General features: G+C 64.4%; 13 protein-coding genes. 4 read left to right on the top strand and 9 right to left on the bottom strand.

Features of this window, described 5'->3' with window-relative positions:
- Positions 1-11: 11 nt before the first annotated feature.
- Positions 12-1,439, bottom strand: a complete 1,428-nt coding sequence (gene arcD, locus ACK6AU_RS16815) for an arginine-ornithine antiporter (RefSeq protein ID WP_409300157.1) — start codon at positions 1,437-1,439, stop codon at positions 12-14.
- Positions 1,440-1,891: 452 nt separating this feature from the next.
- On the opposite strand from arcD (ACK6AU_RS16815), the gene arcD (ACK6AU_RS16810) reads away from it, so the two are divergent.
- Positions 1,892-3,319 carry an arginine-ornithine antiporter gene (arcD, locus tag ACK6AU_RS16810; protein WP_409300155.1) on the top strand — a complete coding sequence of 476 codons (1,428 nt, stop codon included), beginning with the start codon at positions 1,892-1,894 and terminating at the stop codon, positions 3,317-3,319.
- A complete protein-coding gene (locus ACK6AU_RS16805) occupies positions 3,316-4,209 on the top strand; it encodes a DNA-3-methyladenine glycosylase family protein (protein WP_409300153.1) in 894 nt (297 codons plus the stop codon). The genes arcD (ACK6AU_RS16810) and ACK6AU_RS16805 overlap by 4 nt, the downstream gene beginning before the upstream one ends.
- A gap of 12 nt (positions 4,210-4,221) precedes the next feature.
- Here ACK6AU_RS16805 and ACK6AU_RS16800 read toward each other — a convergent pair whose 3' ends face one another.
- The 8 genes from ACK6AU_RS16800 to gap form a co-directional block, all read right to left on the bottom strand.
- Entirely contained in the window at positions 4,222-5,571 is a 1,350-nt protein-coding gene (locus ACK6AU_RS16800; RefSeq protein WP_409300151.1) for a CoA transferase, read from the bottom strand.
- 109 nt (positions 5,572-5,680) lie between these two features.
- Complete coding sequence (locus tag ACK6AU_RS16795; protein WP_409300149.1) at positions 5,681-7,888, bottom strand: methyl-accepting chemotaxis protein; 2,208 nt, start codon at positions 7,886-7,888, stop codon at positions 5,681-5,683.
- A 119-nt stretch (positions 7,889-8,007) separates the two neighbouring features.
- Positions 8,008-8,409, bottom strand: a complete 402-nt coding sequence (locus tag ACK6AU_RS16790; protein ID WP_185700516.1) for a YbaN family protein — start codon at positions 8,407-8,409, stop codon at positions 8,008-8,010.
- Between the two features lie 113 nt (positions 8,410-8,522).
- Positions 8,523-9,131: a biliverdin-producing heme oxygenase gene (locus ACK6AU_RS16785; protein ID WP_185700517.1), complete on the bottom strand. Its 609-nt coding sequence runs from the start codon at positions 9,129-9,131 to the stop codon at positions 8,523-8,525.
- A gap of 109 nt (positions 9,132-9,240) precedes the next feature.
- On the bottom strand, positions 9,241-11,856 hold the full coding sequence (locus ACK6AU_RS16780; RefSeq protein ID WP_409300146.1) for a TonB-dependent receptor: 2,616 nt from the start codon (positions 11,854-11,856) through the stop codon (positions 9,241-9,243).
- A 121-nt stretch (positions 11,857-11,977) separates the two neighbouring features.
- The gene (locus ACK6AU_RS16775; RefSeq protein ID WP_185700519.1) at positions 11,978-12,946 is read right to left on the bottom strand and encodes a FecR domain-containing protein; all 969 of its coding nucleotides are present in this window, start codon (positions 12,944-12,946) and stop codon (positions 11,978-11,980) included.
- A 114-nt stretch (positions 12,947-13,060) separates the two neighbouring features.
- Positions 13,061-13,579 carry an RNA polymerase sigma factor gene (locus ACK6AU_RS16770; RefSeq protein WP_409300144.1) on the bottom strand — a complete coding sequence of 173 codons (519 nt, stop codon included), beginning with the start codon at positions 13,577-13,579 and terminating at the stop codon, positions 13,061-13,063.
- Positions 13,580-13,716: 137 nt separating this feature from the next.
- Positions 13,717-14,721: a type I glyceraldehyde-3-phosphate dehydrogenase gene (gene gap, locus ACK6AU_RS16765; RefSeq protein WP_185700521.1), complete on the bottom strand. Its 1,005-nt coding sequence runs from the start codon at positions 14,719-14,721 to the stop codon at positions 13,717-13,719.
- 223 nt (positions 14,722-14,944) lie between these two features.
- On the opposite strand from gap, the gene edd reads away from it, so the two are divergent.
- Both edd and ACK6AU_RS16755 read left to right on the top strand, forming a co-directional pair.
- Positions 14,945-16,771, top strand: a complete 1,827-nt coding sequence (edd, locus tag ACK6AU_RS16760) for a phosphogluconate dehydratase (RefSeq protein ID WP_022640445.1) — start codon at positions 14,945-14,947, stop codon at positions 16,769-16,771.
- Positions 16,768-17,339: glucokinase (locus tag ACK6AU_RS16755; protein WP_409300141.1), on the top strand; the 572-nt coding region annotated here is incomplete at its 3' end. The genes edd and ACK6AU_RS16755, both read left to right, overlap by 4 nt.

Genomic DNA, 17,339 nt, shown 5'->3' with positions numbered 1-17,339 from the left:
TGCCGGTGCAGCTACAGGGTCAGGAAGCCGTCGTAGAGGCCGTAGGCCGCCAGGGCGGCGCCCAGGAGCACGGCCGCGAAGATCAGCTTCTCGACAGGAGTGAAAACCGGTTTGTGCAATTCCATCTTGGCCTTGGCGAAGAGCACCGCGCCGGGGGCGTAGAGCAGGGCCGAGAGCAGCAGGTACTTGACCCCGCCGGCGTACAGCAGCCACACCGCGTAGAGCAGGGCGATGGCGCCGATCACCAGGTCCTTCTTGCGCTCGGCCAGGGCTTGCTCGTAGCTTTCGCCACGCACTGCCAGGAGCACCGCGTAAGCCGCCGACCAGAAGTACGGCACCAGGATCATCGAGGTGGCGAGGTAGATCAGCGACAGGTAGGTGCCCTTGGAAAACAGGGTGATGACCAGGAAGACCTGCACCATGGCGTTGGTCAGCCACAGGGCGTTGGCCGGTACGTGGTTGGCGTTCTCGCGGCGCAGGAACTCCGGCATGGTGTGGTCCTTGGCGGCGGCGAACATGATCTCGGCGCACAGCAGGACCCACGACAGCAGCGCTCCCACCAGCGAGATGATCAGGCCGATGCTGATCAGCAGCGCGCCCCAGTGGCCCACCACGTGTTCCAGGACTGCGGCCATGGATGGGTTCTGCAGCTTGGCCAGTTCCGGCTGGGTCATGATCCCCAGGGACAGCACGTTCACCAGCACCAGGAACAGCAGCACGGTGATGAAGCCGATGACGGTGGCCTTGCCCACGTCGGAGCGTTTTTCCGCCCGGGAAGAGAAGATGCTCGCGCCCTCGATGCCGATGAACACCCAGACGGTGACCAGCATCATGTTGCGCACCTGGTTCATCACGCTGCCCAGGTCCGGGTTCTTCACGCCCCAGATGTCAGCGGTGAAGATGTCCAGCTTGAAGGCGAAGAGCGCGATCAGTACGAACAGCAGCAGCGGCACCACCTTGGCCACCGTGGTCACCAGGTTGATGAAGGCCGCTTCCTTGATCCCGCGCAGCACCAGAAAGTGCACGGCCCAGAGCAGGACCGAGGCACCGATCACCGCCGCAGGAGTGTTTCCCTCCCCAAATATCGGGAAGAAGTAACCCAGGGTGCTGAACAGCAGGACGAAATAGCCGACGTTGCCCAACCAGGCGCTGATCCAGTAGCCCCAGGCCGAGGAGAAGCCCATGTAGTCGCCGAATCCGGCCTTGGCGTAGGCATAGACACCGCCATCCAGGTCAGGTTTTCGATTGGCCAGGGTTTGAAAGACGAATGCCAATGTCAACATGCCGACTGCAGTAATTGCCCAACCAATAAGAACTGCCCCGACATCGGCGCTGGCTGCCATGTTCTGCGGCAGGGAAAAGATCCCCCCGCCAATCATGGAACCCACTACCAGGGCGACTAACGCGCCCAGTTTTAGTTTTCCGGGAGATTCAGACATTGCATGACTCCAATGCAGGAGAAGAGAGACTTCAGATTAAGTCTGTCGCCAATCCAAACTGCTGACTTGGATCAGTCAATTGCTGCATTTCGTTGTGAATGAATGACTTAAGGTTTGTAGCCAGAGGTAGAATGCAGCCCTGCAAGGCCCATCCCATGAGGCTTCGATCTCCTTTCAAGAGGTGACTTCCATTATCGATGTCGATTGACGCTAGACCCTTTCAAAGATTATGCAAATCCTGTCTCTTGCTAATTAAGGCGAAGGTGGTGATGGCACTTGGTACATACTCTTAACGAAATACTCGGTTATTCAGTGTGTTCTGGCAGGTAGTGGCAGAGTATCCGAATAAAGGATGGTTAATTGACTGTTACTATCAGAATCAAATTCCTAGAAAGTTATTTAATTGCGTCTAATTTTATCGCCAGGGCGACTCGCTGATATAAGGAGTAGGGATGTCACAACCGGCACAGAAACTTCAATTGGGTGCGCTGATCGCGTTGGTGGTGGGCTCGATGATTGGCGGGGGGATCTTTTCCCTGCCGCAGAACATGGCGGCCCGGGCCGACGCCGGGGCGGTACTGATCGGCTGGGCGATTACCGCGGTCGGCATGCTGACCCTGGCCTTCGTGTTCCAGACCCTGGCCAATCGCAAGCCTGAACTGGATTCCGGGGTCTACGCCTATGCCAAGGCCGGCTTCGGCGACTACATGGGTTTTTCTTCGGCCTGGGGCTACTGGATCAGCGCCTGGCTGGGCAACGTCGGCTACTTCGTCCTGCTGTTCAGTACCCTGGGCTACTTCTTCCCGGTGTTCGGCCAGGGCAACACCCCGGTGGCCATCGGTTGTGCATCGCTGCTGCTGTGGGCCGTGCACTTTCTGGTACTGCGCGGGATCAAGGAAGCCACGTTCATCAACCAGCTGACCACGGTGGCCAAGATCGTGCCCCTTGTGATGTTCATCGTGATCGCCGCGGTGGCCTTCAAGGCGGAGATCTTCACCCGCGATATCTGGGGACGCGCCAACCCGAATTTCGGCGGAGTGCTGGACCAGGTGCGCAACATGATGCTGGTCACGGTATTCGTGTTCATCGGCATCGAGGGGGCCAGTGTGTATTCGGCGCGGGCGCAGAAGCGCGCGGATGTCGGGCGGGCCACGGTGATAGGTTTCCTCGGCGTGCTGGCGTTGTTGGTGCTGGTCAACGTGCTGTCGCTGGGGATCATGAGCCAGCCGGAACTGGCCAGGTTGCAGAACCCGTCCCTGGCGGCGGTACTGGAGCATATCGTCGGGCCCTGGGGCGCCTTGTTGATCAGCGTCGGCCTGGCGGTATCGCTGCTGGGGGCCCTGTTGTCCTGGGCCCTGTTGTGCGCGGAGATCCTCCACGCTACCGCGAGCGACCGGACCATGCCGGCCTTCTTGCGCAAGGAAAACGCCAACCATGTACCGGTCAACGCCCTGTGGCTGACCAACGTGATGATCCAGGCGTTCCTGTTGATCACCCTGGTGTCCGCCGGCACCTACACCAAGCTGATCTACCTGGCCTCGTCGATGATCCTGGTGCCCTACCTGTGGTCGGCGGCCTATGCGGTGTTGCTCAGTGGCCGCGGCGAAACCTACGAGCAAGCCTCGGGGGAACGCCTCAAGGACCTGTGCATCGCCGTGGTCGCCCTGAGCTATGCCATCTGGTTGCTGTATGCCGGCGGGGTCAAGTACCTGCTGCTCTCGGCGCTGCTCTACGCGCCGGGAGTGATCCTGTTCGCCAAGGCCAAGCACGAGCAGGGCGAGCCGTTGTTCACCCTGCCGGAGAAGCTGATCTTCAGTGCCGTGATCGTCGGTGCGTTGCTGGCCGCCTATGGTCTGTACAGCGGCTTGCTGGCGCTATGAATCCGCAGCAGCGGCTCCTGCTGCCCTACCAGGGGCCCTATGACTGGCAGGCCATGCTGGGGTTCTTCGCGGTGCGCGCCATCGGCGGCCTGGAGGTGGTGCAGGACGGTGTCTACGCTCGCAGCTTCGAGCTCGACGGGCGACAGGGCACCCTGAGCCTGCGGCCCGGGCCTGGCGAGCAGTTGGATTTGCGCTTGAACCTGGGGGGCGAGGAACCGTCCCCGGCGCTGATCGACCAGGTGGTGATGCGCGTGCGCCGACAGTTCGACCTGGATGCCGACGTACTGCGCATCCACCATGAGCTGGCCGCCGACCCGTTGTTGCAACCCTTGCTGCAGGCGCGTCGCGGGCTGCGTGTTCCGGGTGCCTGGGATGGCTTCGAACTGGCGATCCGCGCGGTACTGGGCCAGCAGATCACGGTAGCGGGTGCGATCCGCCTCGCCACTCGGCTGGTGGCCGTGCATGGCCAGCCCCTGGCACTCGCCGATCCCGGCTGGCCGGGCCTGACCCAGGTGTTCGCCACGCCCGCCGCCCTGGCCGTGGCGGACCTGGCTGCCCTGGGCATGCCCGCCAGCCGTGGCCGGACCTTGTCCACCATGGCCCAGGCATTGCTGGCGGATCCGGGTTTGCTCGACCCCAAGGCCAGCTTGCAGCAAGGGCTCGATGGCCTGCTGCGGCTGGTGGGCATCGGTGACTGGACGGCGCATTACATCGCCTTGCGGCACATGCGTGAGATGGACGCTTTCCCGGCGGCCGACGTGGGCCTGCTCAATGCCATGGCCACCCTCCAGGGCCAGCGGCCCAGTGCCCGGCAACTGCTGGCCCGCGCCGAGGCCTGGCGGCCCTGGCGCGGTTATGCGGCGCAGCAGTTGTGGACATTGGGTAGCTGAGGAGCCAGGCGCCTACCACCAGCGGGCGCGATGGGCGCCCAGGGGGCCGGCCGGGCAATCCCACTGGATCGGCGTGCCGCTGATCTGCAGGGGCACGCGCAGGCGACGGGCCGGGCCCCAGGCGGTCTGCTCCAGCACCAGCCCCTGGTCGTCCTGATCTTCCCCGCGCAACCCGCTGGTGGCTGGCCCCTGGCCTGAATGCTCGACCAACAACTGCGCGGTACGCGCCAGGGACAGGCGCGCCTGGCCACCGTGGCGCCAGGACGGATCCAGGGCCCGCAGGGCACTGGCGGCCATCAGGTAGCCAGTGGCGTGGTCCAGGGCCTGGACCGGCAATGGCGTGGGGCGCTGCGCAGCTTTCCAGGCCATGCCCGCCTCGGCGATCCCGCTGCTCATCTGCACCAGGCTGTCGAACCCCCGGCGGTTGCGCCACGGACCGCTCCAGCCGTAGGCGTTGAGGCTCACCTCGATCAGTCCCGGGGCTAGGCGCTGGCGCTGCTCGCTGTCATAGCCCAGCCCGTCCAGGGCGTCGCCGCGGTAGCCATGCAGCAGCAGGTCGGCCTGGGCCAGCAAGCCTTCGAAGGTGGCGCGGTCTTGGCGATCGTGCAGGTCCAGGCGGGCGCAGCGCTTGCCCAGGGTCATTTCCGGTTCGACGGCCGGTTCGTTCCACCAGGGTGGATCGATGCGCAGCACGTCGGCGCCGAGCCCGGCCAGCAGGCGGCTGGCCACGGGGCCGGCCAGGACCCGGGTCAGGTCCAGGACCTTGAGCCCGGCCAGTGGCCGTTCGCTGCAACCGCTCCAGGCCTTGCCCCGGGGTTCGCCACCGGGCAGCCAGTGCACCAGGGGCTCGCCGGCCACTGCCTGGCCCTGGGGGTGGGCCTGCCATTGGGCCCAACTGCGCATCTGCGCCGCGCAGCCGCCTTGCTCGACCATGGCCTGCTCCAGTTCCAGGGCGTTCCAGCCGGCCACCCGGGTGGCCATGGTCGCGCGGTCGCTGGCGGCGCCCAGGACCTGCTCGGCTACCGCCCGATGGTGAGGAGCGTTGGTATGCAGGCGAATCCAGCCATCGCAGGTGGCGTAGTCACCGGCGATCGGGTCCCAGAGTGCGGGCGGGTTCCAGCCCTGGGGACGTAGCGAGCTGGCGAACCAGAACGAGGCCAGGCGCCGGTCGACGCTGACAGCCGGCCGGCGGCCGGTGTGGTGGTACAAGAATTCGGCGAGTGCCTGCCCGGCGGCGCCGATGCTGGCGCTGGCCAGGTCACTGACGGCGAAGGCCGAGGGCAGGGCGCCCTCGCCTTGTTCGGTGAGATGGGACGGCGGCAGGTCCAGGGCGGCTTGAATGGATGTCAGTAGCGGGTGCATGGACGGCTCCTCTCGACAAGAGGAGGGCATTGCACCCTGAAACCCCATGGCCTGTCGAGGCGCAGGCGCGGGTCTTGTGACGCGGGTTGCCGCGTCACAAGGGCCGGACTCAGACGCGGAACTGGTCCATCAGCTGCATCTGCTGGGTGGCCAGGGCATTGAGCTGGCTGCTGACCTGGGCCGACTCGCTGGCCTGTTCGGTGAGGGTCTCGGTGACGCTGCGGATCGCCGAGACATTGCGGTTGACCTCTTCGGCCACCGCGCTCTGTTCTTCGGCGGCACTGGCGATCTGCAAGTTCATGTCGCTGATCACCGTCACCGCGTCGCTGATCTTGCCCAGGGCCTGGACCGCTTGCTGGATCTGCCCGGCATTGCTCTGCGCCTGATCCTGGCTGGCATGCATGGTGGTCACCACGTCACGGGTGCCGCTCTGGATGCGCTCGATCACCACGCGAATCTCTTCCACCGAGTCCTGGGTGCGCTTGGCCAGGTTGCGTACTTCATCGGCCACCACCGCGAAACCACGGCCGCTTTCACCGGCACGGGCAGCCTCGATGGCGGCGTTGAGGGCCAGCAGGTTGGTCTGCTCGGCGATGCTGCGGATCACCTCCAGCACCGAACCGATCTGCTCGCTGCTCACCGCCAGGGCCTCGACTTCACCCACCGCCTTGCTCACCTCGTCGGCCAGCAGGCTGATGTCCTGGGTGCTGCGTTCGATGATGGTCAGGCCTTCCCTGGCCGACTGGTCGGCGCCGCGGGCGGCCTGGGCGGCATTGGCCGCACTGCTGGCGACCTCGTGGGCGGTGGCGCTCATTTCGTTGGAGGCAGTGGCCACCTGGTCGATTTCGCGGAACTGGACCTGCATGCCTTCGCTGGTCTGGCGGGCGATTTCCGAAGACTGGTCGGCGGTGCCGCGGGCTTCGATGATGCTTTGCTTGATCTGGGCGATGGTCGGTTGCAGCTTGTCGAGGAAGCGGTTGAACCAGCCCACCAGCTCACCCAGCTCGTCCTTCTTGCTGTAGTCCAGGCGCTGGGTCAGGTCGCCGTCGCCGCTGGCGATGGCCTTGAGCATCTGCGCCACGCTGTTGATCGGCCGGGTCACGCCCGACGCGCTGAGCCAGATCAACGCCAGGCCCAGCAGGCCGGCGCCGATGGCGACCAGCACGGTCTTGAGCGTGCCGCTGGTCTGGGCGTCGTCCAGCAGTGTCTGCAGCTTCACCGAGTCGGCCAGCAGCACCTGCCGGGGCAGGTCGATGGTCACGCCCCAGGGCTTGGCATCGGCGATCGGGCTGAAAGGGTAGACCGAGCGGATCAGCTCGCCTTGCTGCAGGGTCTTGGCCTGGTTGCCGGTCACCGCCGCGAGCAGGTCCTTGCCTTCTGTGCCCAGGGTATCGTTGATGTTCTTGCCCACCTGGCCGGCATCGGCGCCGACCGCCGCCAGCAAGCCGCTGCCAGCGACGATCATCATGTGCCCGGCGCCATCGAACAGGAATCGCTGGGCTTCGCCGGCGGCGGCCTGGAGCGAGTCCAGGGCGATGTCGATGCCCATCACCCCGATCACCTTGCCATCCACCAGCAGGGGCTGGGAGATGGTGGTCATCAGCACCTGCTTCTTGTCCTCGCCGATGGTGTCGGCATAGGGATCGAGCAGGCAGGTGCGGCGGTTGTCCCGGGGGCAGGTGTACCAGATGTTGTAGGGGGTACCGCTGAGGTTGAGGGTGGTCTTGGTCAGGTCGTCCTCGACCATCACCGTGTTGAGCCCTTGGCCACCGGAACGGCTCCAGTAGGTGGCGAAGCGTCCGCGCTCGTTGGAGGCGCGGGCCGTATCGTTGGCGAACTCACTGTCCTTGCCATCCAGGGCGTTGGGTTCGTAGGCCAGCCAGATACCGAGCACCCGGGCGTTGCGCTCGAAGGCAGTCTTGAGGCTGTGGTTGAGCTCCTCGCGCAGGGCCGAGGCTTCCAGCCCGCGCTTGCTGGCCATCTGGCGCAGGTCGCGGACCTGGTCCGCCAGGGCGTTGAGCGCCAGCTGGCTCTCGCCGAAGGTCTTCTGGATGCGCACCGCCTGGTCGGCCGCCTTGGCCTGCAGCAGGTCTTCGACCCCGGCGGTCAGCATGCGCGTGCTGGAGGCGTTGACCAGCTGATTGTTCTGCCGGCTCTGGTACAGGTTCATGCTGACGATCAGGGCCACGACCCCCAGCAGGCACAGTCCGGACAGCAGCACGATCTTCAGGCGAATGGAGAGAGTCGAACATGGGGCGATCTCGCGAAAGGACAGATGCAAAGCACGGAGTCGGACGACCCCGCTCGCCAAGTCCATTTCAGCGCCATGCCCGGAACATCGGCTCGGGTGGCCTTTGCGTGAGGCGCCGCCGACGAACGGTCGTGTCCTTGGCATATATGCCGCATGTCATAGGGCATAACCGCCAATAACGGGTTTCAGGAGGCTTGCGGCAGGCTCTCGGGGCGTGACCAGATCCACAGGTTGCCCAGGGTCATGCCGGCGATGGCGGCATACAGGGTCCAGTGGTGATTGAGCAGGCCCAGCATCAGGCCGGCGCACAGCAGCATGCTGACGGTGGCGCTGACCTTGGTCTTGCGGCTGACGATCCGGCCATTGCGCCAGTTGCTCAGGATCGGCCCGAACAGGCGGTGGTTCTCCATCCAGGCGCTGAGCCTTGGCGAGCTCTTGGTGGCGGCCCAGGCGGCCAGGAGGATGAACTCGGTGGTCGGCAGGCCCGGCACCACGATGGCGATCAGGCCGATGGCCAGGCTGACATAGGCCAGCGCGCCGAACAGCAGGCGGGAGATTTTCGAAGCGGGGGGGCGAATGGGGGTCATGGCGTCGATGCTGAGGTAACGCGTGGTACGGCTGATCCGCGAGACGGGCCGCGGCAGAGGATACCGCTGTGGGCCAGGACACTCCACCGTGCCCTGGCCACAGTCGCGGGGGATCAGGCCGGTTGTGCCGCGCTGGAGTAAGCCTGTTCCAGCAGCACGGTGAAGCGATTGAAGGCATCCAGGGCGCCCTTTTCCGCGGCTGCTTCTTCCTCGGCGCTGAACTCCAGGCCGTCGAGGATGCGGGTGAAGGTCTTCCAGCCTTCGGCGCGGCCACCGGCCGGTTCGCCCAGGTGGCGGGCACCGAAGGTTTCGCTCAGGCCCAGGCCCACGGCGCGCTTGATCAGGAACGCGGCGCCAAGCTTGGAGCCCTCGGAAACGAAGATCCAGCCCAGGGCCTCGGCCTTGCTCGGATTGCGCACGGCACCGGCGACCGGCGCCGGTACGTCGGTGTCCAGGTCGGCGAGGTCGGCCTTGGCCGCTTCGGCGCGGCAACGCTGGGCCAGGTCAGGGACGATCGCGATCAGCTCGGGATCGTTGTACAGCTCCACCAGTTCCGACTGGAACAGGTACTGGGCCACCACGAAACGGGCGAAGGCGCCCTGGGTTTCGAAGGGCGCGTGGGCCTTGACCAGGGCATCGAGCTTGGAATGCGGCTCGTGGGTGATCTGGTTCAGGCGCTGGGAGCGCAGGTGATGAGGTTGGGCGCAAGCCTGGGCGGTCATACCGATGTCCTTGAGAATGAGAGGCACTTAGTGACTAGACGAACAAGAAGACGCGACACAGTAAAAAATCCTCACTGCCCTGAATGAAAAAGAGCAGTGAGGGGCAGGGTCAGATATCCCAGACCAGGTTCACCGAGAAGTTACGGCCGGGCATGGTCAGGCGGTCGAGGTTGGCGGGGGCTGTGGCGCCAGCTTCGCCGACACCGTCGTAGCCACGTACGTCATCCCAGTTCCAGTATTTCTTGTCGGTGAGGTTGTACAGGCCGGCATTGACGGTCAGGTCGTCGGTGACCTTGTAGAAGCCGGTGAGGTCGAGGATGCCGAAGCCGGGGGTCTTGAACTGGCTGCTGGCGCCATCCGGAGCCTTGAAGGTGGTGCTGTCGACTCGGTCCTTGCGCTTGACCAGGGTCCAGCTCAGCAGCGTGCCATAGTCGTCCTGTTCATAGCCCAGGCCGAACACGCCCTTGAGTGGATTGACGCTGTTGATCGGCTCTCCAGTATCATTGTTGCGCCCATGGGCGTAAGCCACCGAGCCAATACTGTACAGGCCCTGGGGGGCGCCGAAGGCATCCAGGTTCAAGCGGCCCTTGGCTTCGGCACCCTTGATGGTGGCGCGCTTGATGTTGTTGCTCTGGATGACTGCTGTTTGTTGCGCGCCTGGATTGATCGCGTCTTCGTTGATGAAGTCGCGGTACTGGTTGTAGAACACCGAGACGTCGAAGGAACCGGCGTCGAACTTGCCCCGCAGGCCGGTCTCGATGCCTTTGCTGGTCTCAGGCTTGAGGTTGGAGTTGGGCTCGACCACATAACCGTCTGCGAGGTTCTCGAAACGCCCGTAGAGCGCCTTGGCTGACGGCGTGCGGAAGCCCTCGGCATACTGGCCATAGGCGGTGTAGTGCTTGTCGAAGGCGTAGGTCAGGCCGAACTTGGGCGAGACCCGGTGCCAGGTCTTCTCATCGACATTGACCTGGGTAGTGCCTTTGGGATTGACGGCATTGAGGAACTCCTGGGTCGTATGCGGCTTGAGCTGGATGTAGTCGTAGCGCAGGCCCGGGGTGAAGGTCCAGGCATTCCAACCGATCTGGTCCTGGGCGAACAGCGCGTAGCTATTGATGGTTGGGTCAGGGAAGTCACTGGACTTGTTCAGCACGTCGGCAGTGCTGATGGCTCCAACCCTCGGGCAGCCGCGGCCGACGCTCAGGCAGACACCGTTGCCGGTACGCGAGCCGGTGACTTTCTGGCGCTTGAGCGTAGTGCCGTAGGTCAGTTGGTGATCGGTTTCAGCGATAGCGAACGCCTTGTCCAACTGAGCGTCGAACACCCATTGTTGCTCCTCGTATTTGGTTTCACGGGTACGCAAGACCTTACGAGTAATGGGGTAGTAGAACTCCTCGGTGCCCTGGGTGGTCTTGGCGACCTGATGGTTCAGGCTCCACTTGACGTTGTCCGCCAGGAGGCTGTCCAGGGCGAAATTGTGCTCCAGGCCGAATCGCTCGCGGGTGAGAGTATCGTTGCCCTTGCGCCATTGATACATGCCTCCGGGCAGGATAGTGCCGGGAATGGCAGGTTTGCCTTTGTCGAACGGGCCGCCATAGGCGCTTTTCTGGTTGGTATCGCGGTCGTCCTTGTATTTCTCGTAGGTCAGGCCCAGGCGGGCGTCGTCCGCATAGTTCCAGCCCAGCTTGGCCAGCACATTGGTGGTGCGCACATCTTCGGGGTTGGCGGCGGTACGCGCCAGGCCCGTGCCGTGGTTGCCGCCGTAGGATTCGGTTTCGTGGCCATCGCGCCGGCTCAGGTGCAGCAGGCCGTCGAACTCGCCGACCCGACCGGCGAAGCTACCGGACTTGAGCCAGCTTTCGTCCGCCGAGCTATAGCCGGCCTTCAGCCGCGCTCCGAAGTCCTGGCCGGGCTTGATGATGTCGTCGGGGTCCAGGGTGTAGTAGCTGACCGCGCCGCCGATGGCGTTGCTGCCGTACAGCACCGAGGCCGGGCCGCGAAGGATTTCCACGCGCTTGACGATTTCCGGGTCGACGTAGTTGCGGTTGGTCTTGGCGTAGGGGCCGCTGAAGAACTGATTCGGGACTTCGACGCCGTCCACCTGGGTCAGGATCCGGTTGCTGTCGATGCCGCGGATATTGTAGCCGCTGATACCGGCGCGTTGGCCGGCGCCACCTACCGACACGCCGGGCTCGTAGCGCACCAGGTCCTTGATAGTGGTGACGTTCTGCCGGTCGAGCTCTTCCCGGGTGTGCACGCTCACGGTGCTGGGGACCGAGGTGATGTCCTGTTCCTGGCGGGTGGCACTGATGGTCACTTGCTGCAGGTTCACCGCATTCGGACTGCTGCGCTTTTCCAGCACGATGTTGTTGCTGCCCAACTTGCGATAACTCAGGTGGGTGCCGGCCAGCAGCCGATCCAGGGCTTTCTCCGGCGTCAGCGAGCCGCGTACTCCAGGAGAAACCACGTCCTTGCCCAATTCGGCCGGCAGGCCGACCTGCCAGCCTGTCATCGTGCTGAAGGCGTTGAGCGCCGATACCAGGGGTTGCTGGGCAATGGCGAAGTTGTAGGTGCCCATGCGCTGGCTGGAACTGCCCGGGGTTTGCGCGGCCACAACGGGCGCAGCATGGGTGCCGGCCAGCAGGATGGCCGCGGTGAGCAGTGACAGGGTGCAGTGATGCAGGCGGGAGTGAGGAACTGAGGATCGGCTGTTGAGGCAAGAAGACATCGAAAGCGCTCCGGGTCGCACGAATCTTTATAGGTGCAGATTCACATGCAAAAATGCGAATCAGTTGCATTGGCTATAACGAGACGTACGGCCCGGGGTTATCGCGTAAAAATAATTGTTCTCAATTGAGAATGACTAGCGCCGGTAGCTCCGACAGCCGCGCCGAGGTGATGTGGGCCAGGGAGCGGACCACATCCAGGGGCTGGTCCAGGCGGTAGTTGCCGGTTACCGCGACATTGGCCAGTTTTTCGTTGTTGTTGACGATCCAGCCGGGATAGTAGCGACGCAGCTCCGCCAGGACCTGGCTCAAGGGGCAGTTCTCGAACACCAGCCGGCCTTCGATCCAGGCCAGGTCCTTGCTGGCATCGAGTTTGGCCGGTTGCTCGAACCCTTGAGGGCCGACGCGTACGCTTTCGCCAGCACTCAGGCGCAGGCGCTGGTCGGCGTGGGTTGCCCGCAGGTCGAGGTCCCCGCGTTGTACCTGGACCTGGGCGATACCGTCCAGGTAACGCACGGCAAACGCGGTATCGCGCACGCTGGCACGCACCGGACCGGCGTCCAGCTCCAGGGGCAGTCCGCGATTACCGGGGATCTCGAAGAACGCCTCGCCCTGGTACAGCCGAGCGGTGCGCCGGTGCTCGTCGATATCGCTGGAGAACGCCGAGTTGGTATTGAGCAATACTTGGGAGCCATCCTCGAGTTGCAGGCGCTGGCGCTCGCCCACCAGGGTCAGGTGGTCGGCCTGCAGGCGCAGGGGCAGGTTGCTGAAGCTGAACAATCCAAGGACCAGCACGGCGGCGGTGGCCAGGGGTTTCCAATGTGGGCGCAGGCGGGCCAGGGGCGAGACCTTCGCGGGAGCGGCCAGGGCCAGGGCGGACTGCGCCACTTGCGGGCCATCCCAGATGGCCTGGGCCTTGGCGAAGGCCTGGGCGTTGCGCGGTGACGCCGCCAGCCACTGGTGAAATTGACTCATCTGTTCCTGGGTCGGGTGTTCCAGTTCGATCAGCCAGTCCAGGGCCTGGTCCATGGCCTGGATATTCGGATTCTGGCCGGCAGGGGTGGGGGGCTCGGCGCTGTGAAAGTCCGTCACGGGTGTTCCTCGGCCACGTCTGTGCGCAGCTGTTTTTTCAAGATAGAGCGAAAGCCGGGCAAGGGTAGCAAAAGCCCCGGGGCTGACGCAGTCATTCTGCCTGGTCGTCGAGCCTCATTGGCCTTCGAGGCGTTCGGCGACACCGATGCAGATGGCCATGATCAGTTTCAGTTCCTTTTGTACCGTGCTCGGGGAGACCCCCAGTTCGTCGGCGATTTCCTGATAGCTGTGACCGTGCAGGCGGCTGAGGATGAAGATTCGCTGCTGGCGGGCACTGAGTTGACCCAGGCTGAGGTTCAGGCGTTCCAGCAACTGCTCGGCGTGGGCGGCGTCCTCGGCGCTGCTGAGGGGCGCGGCAACGCTCTCCAGCACCTGGGGCGGTACGTCTTCGAGCAGGGTCCGGTCCTGGATGCGCCGGGCACGCAGGTGGTCGAGCGCCAGGTTGCGGGCGGTCTGGAACACGAACGGTTCCAGGTGGGTGATGGTGCGCTCGGCCAGCGCCCGGGTCACGCGCAGGTAGGTCTCTTGCAGCAAGTCTTCAGCGGTGCTGTGGTTGTTGACCATCCGCTCCAGCGTGCGTAGCAGGGACGTTCGTTGAGTGAGGAATACATGGTTGAAGTGCGTCTGACTCACAGCAAGGCCTGATCCATTTTTTAGCGGATGATAATGATTGTCATATGCATCCGTGGTCAAGCCTTGTGTGATCCATCCCGTCAGGCAGTGGACACTCTCCTGGCGGGAACCTCTGCCATTGGCCGATGGTCAGCCGATTATTCGGCGTTGCACAGGGCCAGGCAGTTATCCAGCATGCGGTTGGAGAAGCCCCATTCGTTGTCGTACCAGGCCAGGACCTTGAGCAGGCGACCGCCGCTGACCTTGGTGTGGTTGGCGTCGAAGATCGACGACAGCGGGTTGTGGTTGAAGTCACTGGAGACCAGCGGCAGGGTGTTGTAGCCGAGGATCTTCGAATGCTGGCTGGCGCTCTTGAGCAGGGCGTTGACCTCCTCGGCGCTGGTGTCGCGCTTGAGGGTCACGGTCAGGTCCACCAGGGATACATTGATCACCGGCACCCGCACCGCCATGCCGGTCAGCTTGCCGGCCAGCTCCGGCAGCACCAGGCCCACGGCCTCCGCTGCGCCGGTCTTGCTCGGGATCATGTTCTGGGTGCCGGAGCGAGCGCGGTAGGGGTCGGTGTGATAGACGTCGGTGAGGTTCTGGTCATTGGTGTAGGCGTGGATGGTGGTCATCAGGCCGTTCTCGATCCCCAGCTCGCGGTGCAGCACCTGGGCCACCGGGGCCAGGCAGTTGGTGGTGCAGGAGGCGTTGGAGATGATCTGGTGCGACTGGCGCAGGATGTCGTGGTTGACCCCGTAGACCACGGTGGCATCGGCGCCCTTGGCCGGGGCCGAGATGATCACTTTGCGCGCGCCGGCCGTAAGATGGGCAGCGGCCTTGGCCCGGTCGGTGAACAGCCCGGTGCATTCGAACACCACGTCGATCTTTTCCGCGGCCCAGGGCAGCTCGCCCGGGTTGCGGATGGCGCTGACCGCGATGCGGTCGCCGTTGACGGTCAGGCTCTCCTGGTCATGCTGGATATCGGCGTCGAACAGGCCGTGGACAGTGTCGTGCTTGAGCAGGTGGGCATTGATAGCGCTGTCTCCGAGATCGTTGATGGCGACGACCTGCAGGTCCTGGCGATAGCCTTGGGTATAGAGCGCGCGCAGGACGTTGCGGCCGATGCGGCCAAAACCATTGATTGCGATTCGAAGAGTCATGGGTAAGCGCCTGTTGTAGGATTTGTTGTTGGAATTACAAGATTATTCGCATGGAAATAGAAAACAAGCCTTTTTAGTGGCAGTATTTTGTTTTATCTACAACGAGTGACCTGAATCAACTGGTCCGAATGGTCAGGAATTTCCTCCGCTGTCCCCTAGCGGCGGGGCTTTGGACCAGCATAGACAAACAGGTCGCCACATCCGTTAGCCTGGAGTTCTACACATGCATCCCCGCGTTCTTGAGGTCACCGAACGGCTCATCGCCCGTAGTCGCGCCACTCGCCAGGCCTATCTCGCCCTGATTCGCGGTGCGGCCAGCGACGGCCCGCAGCGCGGCAAGCTGCAATGCGCGAACTTCGCCCATGGGGTGGCCGGTTGTGGCGCCGAAGACAAGCACAGCCTGCGGATGATGAACGCGGCCAACGTGGCGATTGTTTCGTCATATAACGACATGTTGTCGGCGCACCAGCCCTACGAGCATTTCCCCGAGTTGATCAAGAAGGCCCTGCGCGAGATCGGTTCGGTGGGCCAGTTCGCCGGCGGCACCCCAGCCATGTGCGACGGCGTGACCCAGGGCGAGGCGGGGATGGAACTGAGCTTGCCGAGCCGCGAGGTCATTGCGTTGTCCACGGCGGTAGCGCTGTCGCACAACATGTTCGACGCCGCCCTGATGCTCGGCATCTGCGACAAGATCGTCCCGGGCCTGATGATGGGAGCCCTGCGCTTCGGCCACCTGCCGATGATTTTCGTCCCGGGCGGCCCCATGGTCTCGGGGATCTCCAACAAACAGAAGGCCGACGTGCGCCAGCGCTATGCCGAAGGCAAGGCCAGCCGTGAAGAGCTGCTGGAATCGGAGATGAAGTCCTACCACAGCCCGGGCACCTGCACCTTCTATGGCACCGCCAACACCAACCAGTTGCTGATGGAGGTCATGGGCCTGCACTTGCCCGGCGCGTCCTTCGTCAACCCCAACACGCCGTTGCGCGATGCCCTGACCCATGAGGCGGCGCAACAGGTCACCCGCCTGACCCGCCAGAGCGGCGCCTTCACGCCCATTGGTGAAATCGTCGACGAGCGTTGCCTGGTCAACTCCATCGTCGCCCTGCACGCCACCGGCGGCTCCACCAACCACACCCTGCACATGCCGGCCATCGCCCAGGCCGCGGGCATCCAGCTGACCTGGCAGGACATGGCCGACCTCTCCGAGGTGGTGCCGACCCTGTCCCACGTCTATCCCAACGGCAAGGCCGACATCAACCACTTCCAGGCCGCCGGCGGCATGTCGTTCCTGATCCGCGAACTGCTGGAGGCCGGGCTGCTCCACGAAGACGTCAACACCGTGGCCGGCCCGGGCCTGAGCCGCTACACCCAGGAGCCGTTCCTCGATAACGGCAAGCTGGTATGGCGCGACGGCCCGATCGAAAGCCTCGACGAAAGCATCCTGCGCCCGGTGGCCCGGGCCTTCTCGCCGGAAGGCGGGCTGCGGGTCATGGAAGGCAATCTGGGGCGCGGGGTGATGAAGGTCTCCGCCGTGGCCCCCGAGCACCAGGTCGTCGAGGCTCCGGCCATGGTGTTCCAGGACCAGCAGGACCTGGCCGACGCCTTCAAGGCCGGCCAGTTGGAAAAAGACTTCGTGGCGGTGATGCGCTTCCAGGGCCCGCGTTCCAATGGCATGCCCGAGCTGCACAAGATGACCCCTTTCCTCGGGGTGCTGCAGGACCGTGGCTTCAAGGTGGCACTGGTCACCGACGGGCGCATGTCCGGCGCCTCGGGCAAGATCCCAGCGGCCATCCACGTCAGCCCCGAGGCCCAGGTCGGCGGGGCGCTGGCCCGAGTGCGGGATGGCGACATCATTCGCGTGGATGGCGTCAAGGGCACCCTGGAGCTTAAGGTGGACGCCGAACAGTTCGCCGCCCGCGAGCCGGCCAAGGGCCTGCTGGGCAACAACGTCGGCACCGGCCGCGAACTCTTCGCCTTCATGCGCATGGCCTTCAGCTCGGCGGAGCAGGGCGCCAGCGCCTTCACTTCTGCCCTGGAGACACTGAATTGAAACTGGCCCTGGTCGGTGACATCGGCGGCACCAACGCCCGGTTCGCGTTGTGGAAAGACCAACAGCTGGACGCGATCCAGGTCCATGCCACGGCGGACTACAGTTGTCCGGAAGATGCCATCAAGGCCTATCTGAAGGAGCAGGGCCTGGCCCTGGGCGCGGTGGGTTCGGTGTGCCTGTCGGTGGCCGGGCCGGTCAGCGGCGACGAGTTCCGCTTCACCAACAATCACTGGCGCCTGGACCGCCAGGCGTTCTGCCAGGCGCTGCAGGTCGAGCGCCTGCTGTTGGTCAACGATTTCTCGGCCATGGCCCTGGGCATGACCCGGCTGCAACCGGATGAGTTCCGCGTGGTCTGCGAGGGCGTTGCCGAGCCGCTGCGCCCGGCGGTGGTGATCGGCCCGGGCACCGGCCTGGGGGGGGGCACCCCGCCGAACTTCGGCGATGGTCGCTCCCTGGCCCCGCCGGGGGGGGGCGGGCATGTCGGCCCGCCCCTGAGCCGCCCCCCGGCAAACCCACCCTGGGCACACCTCCCCCCCCAGATCGGCCATGTCCGCGCCCAGCCCCCCCT

The sequence above is a fragment of the Pseudomonas sp. KCJK8993 genome, from assembly GCF_046230915.1.
In the GTDB taxonomy this organism is placed as follows: domain Bacteria; phylum Pseudomonadota; class Gammaproteobacteria; order Pseudomonadales; family Pseudomonadaceae; genus Aquipseudomonas; species Aquipseudomonas piscis.
Note: the sequence above shows the minus strand (reverse complement) of the source record. Positions and strands in the feature narration are given on the sequence as shown.

What these genes read in the sequence shown, in the direction of transcription:
- arcD (WP_409300157.1), bottom strand. Translation starts at nt 1,439, where the DNA reads ATGTCTGAATCTCCCGGAAAACTAAAACTGGGCGCGTTAGTCGCCCTG.
- arcD (WP_409300155.1), top strand. Translation starts at nt 1,892, where the DNA reads ATGTCACAACCGGCACAGAAACTTCAATTGGGTGCGCTGATCGCGTTG.
- ACK6AU_RS16805 (WP_409300153.1), top strand. Translation starts at nt 3,316, where the DNA reads ATGAATCCGCAGCAGCGGCTCCTGCTGCCCTACCAGGGGCCCTATGAC.
- ACK6AU_RS16800 (WP_409300151.1), bottom strand. Translation starts at nt 5,571, where the DNA reads ATGCACCCGCTACTGACATCCATTCAAGCCGCCCTGGACCTGCCGCCG.
- ACK6AU_RS16795 (WP_409300149.1), bottom strand. Translation starts at nt 7,888, where the DNA reads ATGGACTTGGCGAGCGGGGTCGTCCGACTCCGTGCTTTGCATCTGTCC.
- ACK6AU_RS16790 (WP_185700516.1), bottom strand. Translation starts at nt 8,409, where the DNA reads ATGACCCCCATTCGCCCCCCCGCTTCGAAAATCTCCCGCCTGCTGTTC.
- ACK6AU_RS16785 (WP_185700517.1), bottom strand. Translation starts at nt 9,131, where the DNA reads ATGACCGCCCAGGCTTGCGCCCAACCTCATCACCTGCGCTCCCAGCGC.
- ACK6AU_RS16780 (WP_409300146.1), bottom strand. Translation starts at nt 11,856, where the DNA reads ATGTCTTCTTGCCTCAACAGCCGATCCTCAGTTCCTCACTCCCGCCTG.
- gap (WP_185700521.1), bottom strand. Translation starts at nt 14,721, where the DNA reads ATGACTCTTCGAATCGCAATCAATGGTTTTGGCCGCATCGGCCGCAAC.
- edd (WP_022640445.1), top strand. Translation starts at nt 14,945, where the DNA reads ATGCATCCCCGCGTTCTTGAGGTCACCGAACGGCTCATCGCCCGTAGT.